Source organism: Bifidobacterium sp. C0047B3 (assembly GCF_056590535.1).
This window is the reverse complement of sequence record NZ_JBWPWH010000002.1, coordinates 166,915-180,960: the sequence shown is the minus strand read 5'-3', so window position 1 is coordinate 180,960 and position 14,046 is coordinate 166,915. Positions and strand designations below refer to the sequence as shown.

Sequence of the window (14,046 nt, the reverse complement as noted above, 5' to 3'; positions counted from 1 at the left end):
TTTCCAAGCACACTAAATTGTACTTACAAAATTTATAAAGCTTCTACTTTAATAGGCTGACGCTCAGCACCAACAGGAATAATCTTCATATGAGAACTAGCTGGAGGAACTACTAGAGCAATAACATTTACGTAAGTTACTCGCATAGTACCTTTTGCTTTACCGTCGCCAAATAATGCTTTTTCTTCATCAGAAGCAGGACGAGATTCACGCCCTTCGCCAGCTTTACGAGTCCACACAGAATCTATGCGAGCAACAACCAAATCGCTTCCATCACTTGAACGCATAATGCTTATCTGTTTGAGATTTGGCGTAAAGATTTGTTCTTGGGAGCCTTTATTTCGCTCCATTCCAGCTTGCACTGCTTTAGAAAGTTCAACTAACTTTTTACGCAAATAATCGTCAGCAAAATGCTTTGCATACTTGCTGTTTTCACCATTTTGTAAAACGTCAGCGTATGCAGCTACTGCTTCGTCTGGAGTCATCACCAAACCAGTATCGTTAGTTTTACCCATTGAAGAACCAATACTTGGCACAGCAAATTTAGGAAGATGCACTCCAGGGAATAAGCGAGCGACAGCCCAAAGTTTATAATTCGAACGCGCTCTCTGTTGACGTAAAACTAGCAAACGTTTTGACTGCTGATCTTTAGTAGTAGTTGTAATAGTCATTAAATCTCTTGGCCAACCAGAATTAGTTGGCACAATGGTTTGTGCAGCTTCACGCGGAATAGTGGTCTTAGGATCTAAGTTCCCAGTTTTCTTTGCAATAGTGAGCTCGCTCGTGCGAATGTCAAGAGCAGGCCCAGAAACTGCTTTAGATAATGAATCCACATCTTTTTCGTCGTTTGCTTTTTCTAGCTCACGAAGCAAACCTAAGCGGATATCTTTTTCTTGAAGCATAGTCAAATTAGGTAACTCTTGATTACTGCGCACTTCAGCAGGTTTCGGCACCTGCCCATCGCAAGCAGATAATCCAGTTACCATAACCGTTGATACAACACATGCTATTAATGTGACTATATTGTTGCGCAATACGCCTCTATTTTTACTTTTTACGCGGTGAATATCGACATTAGTATTACGCATTTTACTCATTTCCTCGCTCACTTGAAGAATTACCGCGGTAGCCTTTCACATTTTTTCTGTAGCGACCGTTACCGCCGTCTCCACTAAACCCATTTCGTTTTATGCGAGACTGCTTATCGTTGCTATTTTTAGACGAATTTTGACGTTTATCTGATTCTGAGTTGCGATAGTTTTCGCGATCATTAGGCTTTTTCTTACTAGATTCATGCGAAATCTTGCTACTAATATCTGAAGGCTTAACCGTTTCCAAACGTTTCTTTGCAAACTTTTCAGAATTATTAGCATTGTTTCTATCATTCTGACGGTTACGTCTCTTGTTATTCTGCTGAGCATACTTATTTTGCTGCTGACGCTTATCCTTATGATTGTTCAGATTATCGCTATCTGACGCTTTTGCATAAGATTTTTTCTTATTTCGCGGAGTCTTAATATTTTGAGAATTGCGCTTATACTGCTTATTCTCTGGATTTTCTGATTCTGTTGAATTTTCAGAATATTTCGCATTTTCTGCATCTTCCGCGTTTGCAGAATCTTCCGCGTTTTCTGAATCATCCTGATTTTGTAAATCATTAAACTCATCATCAGAATTATCTAAGTTATCTAAATAAGAATTATCGTCATGTTGCTGCATAAAGCGCGCAGCAAACGCAAGCATTTCATCTTGCGCAATAACGGTAGTTTCAGCCAAAGAATCAGTAGATGCAACTGCTGTAGAAGCAGACGCAACACGAGTTATTTGCATACCATTTGAGTCGCCACTTTGCATTGAATCTTTACGACGACGTGCATGAGTCCCGTGCCTTGCGTGGCTTCCAGAATCCTTCTTACGACGTTTGTGGCCGAAAATACCAGACATAGTTCCAGAAATTGCTTCAGCAAAGGTAACTTCGTCACGCTGCGCAGACTTTACTGTCAACGCTCCTGAACGGCTAGCTATTAATTGCTTATTACGACGACGATGCGGAGCCATTGCAAAAATAGTTGCAGAAAGTATAGCTAATACTGCAAAAAGCGCTCCTACAAAATATAACGGCGTTGCAAAATCTGGAATTTGATTACGACGCCACCGAAATTCTACTGAAGCTTCTGGTACATTATCTCCTAAATCAATTAACAAAACACGTCTAGCTGCTTGCGAGCGCAGTGAAGAAGAAGACGCATCATGACTATTTGACTTACTAGAGCGAGTGCCCGATTTAGGCATTGTGCCGCTTGCAACAGCATGATCATACGACGCAGAGCCAGAAGATTGAACATAATCTGCAGTATTTATTGCCAATTTCGCTAAACCAAGCTGGCATGTAACTATAGGCCATAAATTAGATTCTTGGAATTTTACGTCAGGATCTTTAATGTCAACAGAGCCTTCCGCTTGCATAGAGGTTTTACCAGACATTTCAGAAACTGAAAGATTATTCCAATCGCGCAAACCAGTAATTCTTTGTACTGGAGAACCTGCCACCCAGCCTCTTACGTCTTTTGTTAAACCTACTGCAACACAAATAGGCTTACGCGTATGCAAAGCCGCAACACTAATACGAACCCTGTTATCTACAAGATTCAAAACACCAGGATCAGTGACAATATAACGAGTTCCAGACACTTTAGTGTACGCAATAACCACGTTACTAGGCTTCCAAAATGTTGCGTTAGCAACACCGAGAACAACACTTAATACTGCAAGCAAAGCAAAAAATGGAGCTACACCGCCACGCATGATTTTACTGCGCAAAGTGAGCCGTCGCATTGGTCGTCGCATTGGTCGTCCTTCTGTATCAGAAGCATCTTCTATATTTGTCATAACGATACTATTCTACAATCTTTTAATATTACTTGCATGTTTTGATGTAAAAATCAGCGTCAGGCGGTAATGTGAGGCTATGAAAAAAATCAAAACCTTAGGACAAAAATCTCTTTTACTTCGCACTTTCGCAACTATTAGCGCACTAGCAATGTGCGTAGTGCTCGCTTCCTGCGCAGAGAGTTCCAACAACAACAAAAACAATTTAATTGATGAGAACGCTCAAAAAGCTGGAATGCAGTTGATGGAAGGCATAAGCGCATCTGGAGAGCTTGGGAAAAAGCCTAAAATAACGCTGAAAACGCCTGTAAAAGTAAATCAAAATACTTACGCCGTTTTGCAGCGAGGCAACGGAGAAGCAATTGAAGAAGGCGATCGTGTATGCTCTCAGGGCATTGTGTTCGACTCCAAAACCGGCAAAGAGCTTATGAATACTTGGGAAAAAGGCAAAGTTGATTGCTCAATTTACATTAGTAAAAATTCTACAAGCCGCCCATATTACGCTTTGATTAAAGGCAAGAAAATTAATTCTACTATTGCTTTGGGCGTAAGCGGAGGAGCCAAAAATCCTTCATATATTATGGTTCTTACAATGGTTTCGCGATCAAAGGCTATAACTAGAGCAACAGGCAAAGCTGTTACGGACATCCCTGCAAATTTGCCGAAAGTAACTCTTGATAAATCTGGAGCCCCAAGCTTAGATAAAAATAACTACGTGCCAGACGGAAAGCTTGTTTCTCAAACTTTGATTGAAGGAACTGGAAAAGAAGTAACTGCAAAAGACACAGTTTCCGCTCATTACACTGGTTGGACTACCGATAAAGACGGCAAACTGCATCAGTTTGATTCTTCTTGGCTTCGCGGCATACCTGCAGACTTCCAACTTGCTGGAGGAGTAATCCCTGGTTGGACTAAAGGCTTAACTGGAAAGAAAGTCGGTTCCCAAGTTCTTTTGGTAATTCCACCAGAAGATGGCTACGGTAAAGAAGAAAAGAAGGATGCGCGCGGAAACGTAACTATTCCTGCAAACGCAACACTTTACTTTGTAGTCGATATTCTCTATGCTTCGTGAGATTTGTAAATTTTGCAAACTGTTGCAAAATTAACTAGCGATTCATAAATAACAAACCCCTCCTTCCCGAGGGGTTTTTACATATTTAAAACACATATTTTAGAACACATATTTAGAACAGACGAAGATCGTTGGACTCAACTCCACGCATTTCATCGTAATCCAATATTAAGCAAGTAAAGCCACGATCCTCAGCCAAAACGCGAGCTTGCGGACTAATAGTTTGCGCTGCAAAAATACCTCTAACCGGCTTAAGTAACGGATCTCTATTCAGCAACTCACAATAACGCGTAAGTTGCTCAACACCGTCAATACCACCATGTCGCTTAATCTCAATAGCAACATGTACACCATCCGCATCTTGAGCCATAATATCCACTGGTCCGATAGGCGTAGGATACTCGCGGCGCACCAACGTAGCACCATCGCCAATTCGCTCAATCTGCTCAGCCAAGTAGCGTTGCAAATGATCCTCAACACCATCTTTAACCAAGCCAGGGTCCTCACCCAAATCGTAAGTATTATCGCTATAAACATGCTCGAGCGAAATCATAAGCAAATCATCGCTTTTAGCGGCAGCAACGCGCAAAATACAGCCATCTACAACAATGCCAGCATCAGATTCATCGCTATCTTCTTTACGCAGAACACGCATAGTACAAGGAGCTACCATCCAATTAAGTGGTTTATACGCACCAAGCTCAGAAAAAATAAGTACGCTGCCATCTGCTTTAATAAGCAACACTCGCTTAGCTAAAGGAAGCGTGGCATTTAATCTACCTGTATATTCTGCACTGCAATCTGCAACAATAATTCGCACACAGCAAGCATAACAGAAATCAAGTAAAGAAGTACTCTACTTCCCCAATGCTTCAGCTAAATCGCGATTCTGCCAATGTTGATGCAAAGCGCAGTATCCGCCAAACAATACAAGCCACACTAGTCCGCCAATTGCAGAAGCTCGCGTATCGTCGCTAATAAACAAGGTCACATATACAAAAGCAAAGAACGCTATAGTAATAGAATTCAAAAGCTTATAATGCGGCATAACGAAGCCGTCTGGCATAAAATCAGCGGATTCACGATACTTTCGATGCGTAACCATAATCAAAATGTAAATCATGATTATCACTGCAGAAGAAGCAGAAGCAAACAAAATAAACGCGCCATGAACGCCAGGAATCGAATTAATAATTGGCGAAAGAAGAATTAAAGCAGACGAGAACAAAATCGCGCGAGCAGGAACCTTAGTGCGCGAAACCTTACGCAACTTACCCAAAAGAGGCGAAGGCGACTCAAGAGCAATCTGATACATGTGGCGACCTGCAGAATACAGCAAAGAATTAAGCGCAGAAGATGCAGCCGTAATAACCACAAAGAACACAAGCGCAGAAGCCCAATGCAATCCAGCGTATTGGAACACCATAATGAATGGTGACATAAATACGCCTTCTGCATTCGTAGCCTTAAACTGCTGCCATGGCACAATAAGCATAATCGCTATGAGAGCACCAACATAGAAAACAAGAACGCGTACAATAATCTCGTTAACAGCCTTTGGCAAAACCTGGCGAGGATTCTTAGTTTCCGAAACAGTCACGCCAACAAACTCAATAAGCTGGTACGCGTAAAACACCATTTGGAAGCTCATTAAGAAAGAAAGCCAGCCGTTTGGCATAAGCGAGAAATTGTTGAAAATATTATCTAATCCAGCGTGACCAGCAGGACTTATTACGCCACCATGCAAAGGAGTTGCAGAGTAATGGTAACCAATTAAAGCCATAACTACGGCTGTAACAATAAGAGCAACAATTAGCGTGATTTTAATCATTGAGAACCAAAACTCAGTTTCCCCAAATAGCTTTACAGCCACCAAATTTATGCACACTAAAGCCGCTAAAAATGCTACTTCTATCAGCCATTTCCAATGACTTACGTCAATGTCGAAAGTTTGGAAGAATGTGACGCAATACGTACTAACTGCCGTAATTTCGCTCATACCAATAAGTACAAGCACAAACCAATACGACCATCCGGCAAAATTACCCCAACCTCTGCCAAGATAACGGGTAATAAAACTAATAAAAGTATGCTGGTTCGGATCCTTATACATAAGTTCGCCAATGCCACGCATCAGCAAGAACATAATCAAGCCCACAATAATGTAAACGAATACGATACTAGGACCTGTTAAGCTAATAGATTTTCCGGAACCAAGGAACAAACCTGTGCCAATTGTGCCGCCGATAGCAATAAATTGCACGTGACGCTTAGTAAGACTACGCTCCATTTGGTTTGTATTGCTACTTGCATTTTCTTGCGCAGATACGCTAGAAGCTTGGTTTGAAGATTGATTATGAGAAGATGTGCTATTGTGCGTCTCTGCAGATTCTGTTTGTTTAGAATCTACATTAATGTCACTATTCACAGTCTCACTCATTATTACAACTCCGTTCTTTAGTAGCCACGAATTTCCAATTTTATAGGGAACCCTTAACTATTTCATTTACACATTCCACAATTCGCGCAACTATTCCACGCTTTTAAGCGAGCTTACTGGATCTATGCGATCCAAAGCTGGGTTGGTAGCCCATTGCACAATTAACGCAAAAATTAGCGTCGCAACGCCAGAAATGCAATAGCTTAAAGGAGCTACTTCAACTTCAAAATACAACGATGGCATACGAAGCGCACTAGTCAACAATCCTGCAATAAGCCTTCCTAATGGCAATCCAACAGCAATACCGATAACAGTTAAAGTAAGCATTTCTTTATGCACATAGGAATGAACTTCTCTACGATAAAAACCGAGAACTTTCAGCGTAGCCATTTCGCGAGTACGTTCCGAAATATTAGTACTTGCAAGAGTAAAAAGCACAGCCAAAGCTAAGCCGGCAGCCAAAGTTACGATTAAAGCAACAACAGCATTCATAAGATCAAAACTAAAAGCATGCTTCATACGCGTAATATTCATAACAGCAAGCACACCGTCACGTTCAGAAACATTGTCTGCATATTTAATTTTATTATTATCGCTACCGCGCAAACGCAAAATTAACGCATTATGTTTCAAAAGCTTACTGTTTTCACCATTAAACAAACGATCGTAGCAACGTTCAGTCATGTAAATATTAGAACCAATAAGATTACGAACAATAGCTTTAACTTTAACCTTCGCACGCTTAAAACTAGTATTCGTCACATTAATTTCGCTACCACGAGTAATGTCCAGAGATGCAGCAGCGCTTTGAGAAAGCAACGGACCTTCATCCGTAAGTTTAATAGTTTGCAGATTATTGTTCACATCCTGCAAATTTACAAGATGAGACAAAGTTTTCGTGTCTTTTACAACAACCAACTGAACGCTTTCTGAATCCTCAACATGACGACTATTCGACTTATTTGATTGATTTTTAGCTATTTCTCCAGAGCCCACATAAGCCGGAAGAATAGTTTCTACTTTATTATTTGACTTGTCTTGCTCAACGCTTTTCTTCATATTTTGAAAAGATCCTGGAGCTGAGATAGAAATCATATCGTATCGATAAATTCCCTCGTATTGGCGAATACCCAGGGTAGCAACAGTATCGTTCAAAGCAAGACCGCAAACAATAAGCGCTGTGCAACCGGCAACTCCACCGATAGTCATGCACAATCTGCCTTTGAATCGCGCCAAATTGCGAACAGTAACCTTATTTAAGAAACTCATTCGCTTCCAAATCCAAGGCAACCTTTCAAGAAGAACGCGAGAACCAGCTTTTGGAGCTTTTGGCCTTAACAAAGCTGCAGGAACTTGTTTTGTTTCTCGCCAACTAACAACTATTGTGCATATTGCAACAGGAATCACAAATGCTAGCACACACAAAGAGCCATATAGCCAGTCATACTTCAAACTAACGTCTGGAACAGCGTATAAACCACGCAAGATTTTTAGTAAAAGTGAAGGGATTGCAAGAAAACCCATAATATCGCCAATTCCGCCGCCAACAAAGCACGCGAATATTGCGAAGAAAGCATGTCTTGTTACTGCAGTAGAACGACCGTATCCCAAACTTAAGTAAGTTCCAATAAGCCCTCGCTCTTCTTCAACCATACGAGCCATAGCAGTTAAACTCATCATCATTGCTACAACAAGAAATACTGCCGGGAAAGCGTATCCAAGTGACTGTATTGAAGCAACGTCAGAACGCAAACTAGCATAACTGTCGTTAGCTATGCGAGTAGATATATGCCATTGAGCTTGAGGAATACGTTTTTGAATCTCTGACTTAATTTGTTTACGAATTTGCTCCTTTGCTTGCTCTTTAACAAAATTTGGAGCGCGCTGAAGCCTGGGATCGTTTGCAATAATATTTTTTAATTCTAAATTAACTTGTTTGTCGATAATTTGATTACGTCGAGCTTTTTCGCGTTTAGATTGCACGCGTTCTTGAATCTGTTCAGACGCATCGTCGACGATGCCACGATAATCTTTAGAAAAAACATTGACATGTTGAGCATCATTCAAACGCACCGATATTGCCGTATACGGCAAGCTAGTCACGTTATCAGGAGCAGCAGAAGTAAATATTGGATATCTAGACGTCACAGAGTTGCGAAATGCTTTAGATTGATAGCCATCAGGATTGTTTAAATCGTTGCTATCTAGCACGCTACCAGTTATGCGCAAACGATAAGTTTTAGACTTTGAATTGGAAGAATCACGACTTCCAACGCCCGCATTTTGCCGCATATTGACTACTATCACATTGCCAATGCTCAAGCCACTATCGTGTAAAAATCGCTGAGTTACAACAGCTTCACTATTATTTTTAGGCATGTTGCCCTTAAGCAAATGCAAACGATTAAGATTTTTTTGCGATTCTACATAATGCACGAAATTCATTGCGTATGAAGACTTTGTATCATCTGTTGCGTGCGCTGTTGCTTTCCAAGAACGCTCTGCTTCAACTTCACTCACACTTGGCAACGCGCGTAATGCTGCAACATCGTCTTTAGTTAAACCAAGAGTAGATACGATTTGCAAATCATAAGCATGCAACTTCGCATACATATCGTTAGTAGCAAGAAACATGTCGTTGCATCCTGCATAAATACCAGTCATAACAGCAACGCCAAGCATTGCAATAACCGCAAGAACGCAAAAGCGGCGCCATTCGCGAACCCACATTCTAATTGCGCTAATAAATACTATTGGCAGCAATGAATGCATGCGCTTACCTTCACTGCCATTATTGGCATTTTTATTATCAGATTGCTTTGAAACTGCTGCTACTTTCCGCATAACAACCACCTAATCACCACTCAATATCGGCTATAGCCATAGGATGTTCTTGCACAGTTTCGTCTACAACTTTTCCAGAACGGAAACGAACAACTTTGTGAGCCATAGGAGCAATTGCAGCATTATGAGTAATAATCAGCACTGTCATGCCTTCAGTTCGGCAAATGTCTTGCAATAATTGCAATACTGCCTTACCTGTTTCATAATCCAAAGCACCAGTAGGCTCGTCACATAGCAATAATTTAGGTTTTTTAGCAAGAGCGCGCGCAATAGATACGCGTTGCTGCTCACCGCCAGAAAGTTGCGCTGGGAAATTATGTAGCCTTTCTTTCAAGCCAACATCAATAAGCGTTTGAGCAGGGTCAAAATGATCTGCACAAATTTGCGAAGCTAACTCTACGTTTTCAAGAGCAGTTAAATTTGGAACTAGATTATAAAACTGGAAAACAAAACCAATGTCTTCTCTGCGGTAGCGCACCAAATTACGACCTTTTAGCTTAGTAACATCGCAATCACCAACAACAACACGACCGCTTGTTGCAGTATCCATACCGCCCAAAATATTTAATGCTGTAGTTTTTCCCGCGCCAGATGCACCTAAAATTACTGTAAGCTCGCCACTTTGCGCAGTAAAACTGGCATCATCTAAAGCTCGCACAGCACTAGAACCTGATGGGTATTCTTTCACTACATGATCAAAAGTTATATATGCCACAACGCACCTTCACAATATGAGAAACTATAAAATTCAACTTCTATTTATTTGTATTATCTACCGTTATATTTCGTACTATTTTACTAAATGAGCGCAAAATTCGCTAACTTACTTCAGCGACGACACTCCACATCTTTCCATACAATATGCATTACCAAGCCAAGTATGACGAGAATTTGGCCAAACAGCACCTAAGCGAGGAGCACATTGGCTCATCCATATACTTGGCACACGCCCATCTGCGCTTTGCGAACCAAGCAAATTAAATCCATTCTTGCTTTCAAGCCAATCTGGATGTTGTGTTGCAATAGCAAGCCCTTCTTCCAGCGTAAGAGGCAAACGCTCATCAGAATCAATAAGTTTACGAGCAACATCAGGCTCTCGATTCAAATACGATGAGCCAGTATGCGGATCGACAACTATATAGAACGGGCCTTCAGGAAACTCATACCCGTCTTTAGGAAGAAAACTTATGATATCTCGCGGAGGCATAGTGGTGAATCCAGCCATGCGATTAATACTAGTACGAGAAATCAACGATTCAGGCGAAACTAATTCACGCGTAGGAACCAATAAAATATTCGCACCTAAACTACTATTTTCAAGCGCACACAATATAGGATTTGCCAACTTACGAAAAGCATCGGCACTCATATCAGCCACATCTGGATACCCAAGTGCCACTATACGATCGAGTTGCTGCTGTATTTCTTCAGACGCTATTGACATAATTCCAGTTTACGCAAAATCTTACATAATCGCGAGCGCAATATAACCATAATTAATTTAGAAAATTACGCTTTTTAGCAATAATTTCCGCCAATTGCACAGCATTTAATGCAGCACCTTTTCGCAAATTATCGTTAGTGATAAAAAGTGCCAATCCCTTATTTCCATCGACTGCTTGGTCTTGCCTGATTCTTCCAACATAACTTGCAGATTTTCCGGATGCTAGCTGAGGAGTAGGAATATCGTTAAGCTCGACTCCATGAGCCTTGCTCAATACTTCGCGAGCCATGTCTGGAGTTACATCGTGCTCAAACTCAGCGTTTACGCTCATGCCGTGACCAGTGAAAACACCTACGCGCACACAAGTGCATGAGGCTGCAAGATTTGGCAAATGCAAAATCTTACGGCTTTCATTGCGCAATTTTTGTTCTTCGTCAGTTTCTTCAGATTCGTCATCAACTATTGAACCGATAAAAGGCACTACATTAAAAGCAATAGTACGAGCAACTTTTGTAGGTTCAGGGAAATCTATTGCACTACCGTCGAAAACGAGTTTATCTGCTCCTTGGTTTAATGCAGCTTGAGCCTCATTCATGAGTTGCAAAGCACCGGCTCGACCGGCACCAGAAACAGCTTGATAAGACGAAACAATTAAACGTTTTAATCCAAAAGCATCAGCAAGCGGCTTTAATACAGGCATGCAAGCCATAGTTGTGCAATTTGGATTTGCTACTATTCCTCTTGGAATAGTATCTAAATCTTCAGGGTTTACTTCCGCAACCACCAAAGGCACGTCGTTATGCATACGCCATTGCGAAGAATTATCTACTACAATTGCGCCGGCTTCAGCGAATTTCGGAGCCCAAATTTTTGAAGTTCCGCCGCCTGCAGAAAAAATAGCTATGTCAATTCCATGCAAATCTGCTTTTTCTACATCTTCTACGACTACGTCTTTGCCACGATATTGCAAAACTGTGCCAGCAGAATGAGCGGAAGCCATAAACCGTAAATCTTTTATTGGGAAATCGCGCTCGTCAAGCACTCGACGCATTACCATACCAACTTGGCCAGTTGCGCCAAGTACTGCCACGTTCACGCCTTTTTCGTTGATAATTGTCATCGAGACTCCCTTAAAAGTAAGTACGTATAATTTCTACAGTTTTTACAATTCTACAATTCAAATAATTTAATAATTTAATAATTTAATAATTTAAATTGCTTCAGCGCCCGCTTCCGCCGTACACTACTGCTTCAACTTGGCTTGCATCCAAACCGTAAGCAGTATGCAAAGCGCGAACAGCTTCATCAATTTGTTCAACAGGAACCATGGCAGCAATACGAATTTCCGAAGTAGAAATCATCAAAGTATTTATACCATGCTCACTTAGCGCAGTGAAGAAGGTAGCAGCCAATCCTGAATGTGTTTTCATACCAACGCCAACAACAGCTACTTTTCCTACTACTGGAACGACATCCATAGAAGTAAATTTCAATTCATCATGCGCTTCTTCTAGAACTTTACGCACTGCTTCCATCGACGCTCCTGGAGCAGTAATAGAAATATCTGCTGTACCAGTAGAAGCACTTGCTTGCGCAATCATGTCAATATTTACATTTGCTTTTGCAAGAGTTGTAAATACTTTCGCAGCCATGCCAGGAATATCTGGAATACCGCGAACAGTAATCATTGCCTCACTGCGATCATGAGCAACGCCAGAAATAACAGGAGTTTCCGGACCTAAATCAGGAAATAAATCGCCCATAGTCGAAAGAATATCATGGTTTACCATTGTTACCGCCCTTAAGCTCGAAGATTATTTGACATTATTTATTAATATTTAGTTTTGTATTTTCTAATTCAGATTAGGCAAATCGTTCGGATTAATATTATTGGGAACTATAAGCGTTCCGTTCCTATGCGAGAATGAACTTCTAACATGAAGAGGCATACCAAAACGCTGAGCGTACTCAACACAACGCAACGCAAGCACGCGCGAACCGCAAGATGACATTTCAAGCATTGAATCATAATCGATTACAGGAATACGTTTTGCAGTTGGCACAATACGTGGGTCCGCAGTAAATACTCCATCTACATCCGTGTAAATCTCACATACATCAGCACCTAAAGCAACCGCAAGCGCTACAGCGGAAGTATCCGAACCGCCTCTACCGAGAGTTGTGTCATCTCCAACTTCATTAATTCCTTGGAACCCGGCAACAATTGCAACACTGCCTTTGCTAAGAGCTCTTCTGACACGATCAGGCTTAACCGCACGAATATGCGCAGCTCCAAACTGAGTATCTGTCATAAATCCAGCTTGAGAACCAGTAAAAGAATAAGCATGAGATCCTTGGGCGTGAATAGCCATTGCAAGCAAACTCATAGAAATTCGTTCGCCTGCTGTCATAAGCATATCCATTTCGCGAGCAGGAGGATGAGTATTTACACTCATTGCTTGATCAATTAAATCGTCAGTTGTATCGCCCATTGCTGAAACTACAACAGCAACATCATTTCCTGCTGCTTTTGTAGAAAGAATGCGTTTGGCAACACGTTGTATGGAATCTGTATCTGCTACAGAAGAACCACCGTATTTCTGTACGATAAGTGCCAATTTTTACCCCTCGCTCATGTCAAATTGATAAACGCACAGGATATGCCAAATAATGGCTTCAATATCAGACTACCAACTATGCCCTATTTATTGATAATGACATGCGCGCATAAAAACAATATTCAAAATTACACAGATTGACGACCAGAAAATGCACGACCTAAAGTGATCTCATCCGCATACTCTAAATCTCCACCAACAGGCAATCCACTTGCCAAGCGAGTAACTTTAATTCCTAGAGGATCGAGCAATCGAGCCAAATACGTAACAGTCGCTTCGCCTTCTATATCAGGATCAAGAGCAAGAATAATTTCTTGAACTTTTTCATCTTTAAGACGCTCAAGTAATTGCGTAATTGCTAAGTCTCCCGGCCCAACATTTGCCATTGGGTTAATTGCACCACCAAGAACATGATAAACACCTGAATACTCATGAGTGCGCTCAATGCTCATAATGTCTTTAGGTTCTTCAACTACGCAAATTTTGCTATGGTCACGTCGAGGATCTGCGCATACTATGCAAGGGCTCTGCTCACATACGTTTCCGCATACATCGCAAAAACGCACACTTTCTTTCATGTTATTAATTGCGTCTATTAGCTCTTGTACATCTTTATCCGAGGAAGAAAGTAAGTAAAACGCAATACGCTGAGCGCCTTTAGGTCCAATCCCTGGAAGCTTTGAAAATGCTTCAATTAAGCGACCAATTGCTCCGTCATATGACGATGAATTATGCACTG

Annotated in this window: 12 protein-coding genes; 1 reads left to right on the top strand and 11 read right to left on the bottom strand. The window is 41.2% G+C overall.

Annotated features, from left to right (window positions below):
- Positions 1-32: 32 nt before the first annotated feature.
- Entirely contained in the window at positions 33-1,097 is a 1,065-nt protein-coding gene (locus tag AC1EKT_RS03420) for a DUF8094 domain-containing protein (protein ID WP_481616120.1), read from the bottom strand.
- The gene (locus AC1EKT_RS03415; protein ID WP_481616121.1) at positions 1,090-2,889 is read right to left on the bottom strand and encodes an amidase domain-containing protein; all 1,800 of its coding nucleotides are present in this window, start codon (positions 2,887-2,889) and stop codon (positions 1,090-1,092) included. The genes AC1EKT_RS03420 and AC1EKT_RS03415 overlap by 8 nt, the downstream gene beginning before the upstream one ends.
- 79 nt (positions 2,890-2,968) lie before the next feature.
- Here AC1EKT_RS03415 and AC1EKT_RS03410 point away from each other — a divergent pair, with 79 nt between their 5' ends.
- Positions 2,969-3,961: an FKBP-type peptidyl-prolyl cis-trans isomerase gene (locus AC1EKT_RS03410; protein WP_421784780.1), complete on the top strand. Its 993-nt coding sequence runs from the start codon at positions 2,969-2,971 to the stop codon at positions 3,959-3,961.
- A 112-nt stretch (positions 3,962-4,073) separates the two neighbouring features.
- Here AC1EKT_RS03410 and nucS read toward each other — a convergent pair whose 3' ends face one another.
- The 9 genes from nucS to recR all read right to left on the bottom strand — a co-directional run bounded on the left by nucS (position 4,074) and on the right by recR (position 14,044).
- Positions 4,074-4,781: an endonuclease NucS gene (gene nucS / locus AC1EKT_RS03405; protein ID WP_415683203.1), complete on the bottom strand. Its 708-nt coding sequence runs from the start codon at positions 4,779-4,781 to the stop codon at positions 4,074-4,076.
- A gap of 36 nt (positions 4,782-4,817) precedes the next feature.
- Positions 4,818-6,251, bottom strand: coding sequence for an amino acid permease (locus AC1EKT_RS03400; protein WP_421790534.1), 1,434 nt, complete (start codon positions 6,249-6,251; stop codon positions 4,818-4,820).
- Between the two features lie 240 nt (positions 6,252-6,491).
- Positions 6,492-9,173, bottom strand: a complete 2,682-nt coding sequence (locus AC1EKT_RS03395; protein WP_415687393.1) for an ABC transporter permease — start codon at positions 9,171-9,173, stop codon at positions 6,492-6,494.
- An 85-nt stretch (positions 9,174-9,258) separates the two neighbouring features.
- A complete protein-coding gene (locus tag AC1EKT_RS03390; protein WP_116431974.1) occupies positions 9,259-9,960 on the bottom strand; it encodes an ABC transporter ATP-binding protein in 702 nt (233 codons plus the stop codon).
- 108 nt (positions 9,961-10,068) lie between these two features.
- On the bottom strand, positions 10,069-10,689 hold the full coding sequence (locus tag AC1EKT_RS03385; protein ID WP_004574183.1) for a DUF5701 family protein: 621 nt from the start codon (positions 10,687-10,689) through the stop codon (positions 10,069-10,071).
- 52 nt (positions 10,690-10,741) lie between these two features.
- A complete protein-coding gene (locus AC1EKT_RS03380) occupies positions 10,742-11,809 on the bottom strand; it encodes an aspartate-semialdehyde dehydrogenase (protein ID WP_421790361.1) in 1,068 nt (355 codons plus the stop codon).
- Between the two features lie 100 nt (positions 11,810-11,909).
- Complete coding sequence (locus AC1EKT_RS03375) at positions 11,910-12,479, bottom strand: ACT domain-containing protein (protein WP_004105778.1); 570 nt, start codon at positions 12,477-12,479, stop codon at positions 11,910-11,912.
- A 63-nt stretch (positions 12,480-12,542) separates the two neighbouring features.
- Positions 12,543-13,307, bottom strand: coding sequence for an aspartate kinase (locus AC1EKT_RS03370; RefSeq protein WP_288230963.1), 765 nt, complete (start codon positions 13,305-13,307; stop codon positions 12,543-12,545).
- Between the two features lie 128 nt (positions 13,308-13,435).
- Positions 13,436-14,044 carry a recombination mediator RecR gene (recR, locus tag AC1EKT_RS03365; RefSeq protein ID WP_391496164.1) on the bottom strand — a complete coding sequence of 203 codons (609 nt, stop codon included), beginning with the start codon at positions 14,042-14,044 and terminating at the stop codon, positions 13,436-13,438.
- Positions 14,045-14,046 lie beyond the last annotated feature (2 nt).

Bases quoted from the DNA above. Each gene is read 5' to 3' on its own strand.
- AC1EKT_RS03420 (WP_481616120.1), bottom strand. From the start codon at position 1,097: ATGAGTAAAATGCGTAATACTAATGTCGATATTCACCGCGTAAAAAGT.
- AC1EKT_RS03415 (WP_481616121.1), bottom strand. From the start codon at position 2,889: ATGACAAATATAGAAGATGCTTCTGATACAGAAGGACGACCAATGCGA.
- AC1EKT_RS03410 (WP_421784780.1), top strand. From the start codon at position 2,969: ATGAAAAAAATCAAAACCTTAGGACAAAAATCTCTTTTACTTCGCACT.
- AC1EKT_RS03400 (WP_421790534.1), bottom strand. From the start codon at position 6,251: ATGGAGCGTAGTCTTACTAAGCGTCACGTGCAATTTATTGCTATCGGC.
- AC1EKT_RS03395 (WP_415687393.1), bottom strand. From the start codon at position 9,173: ATGCATTCATTGCTGCCAATAGTATTTATTAGCGCAATTAGAATGTGG.
- AC1EKT_RS03385 (WP_004574183.1), bottom strand. From the start codon at position 10,689: ATGTCAATAGCGTCTGAAGAAATACAGCAGCAACTCGATCGTATAGTG.
- AC1EKT_RS03380 (WP_421790361.1), bottom strand. From the start codon at position 11,809: ATGACAATTATCAACGAAAAAGGCGTGAACGTGGCAGTACTTGGCGCA.
- AC1EKT_RS03375 (WP_004105778.1), bottom strand. From the start codon at position 12,479: ATGGTAAACCATGATATTCTTTCGACTATGGGCGATTTATTTCCTGAT.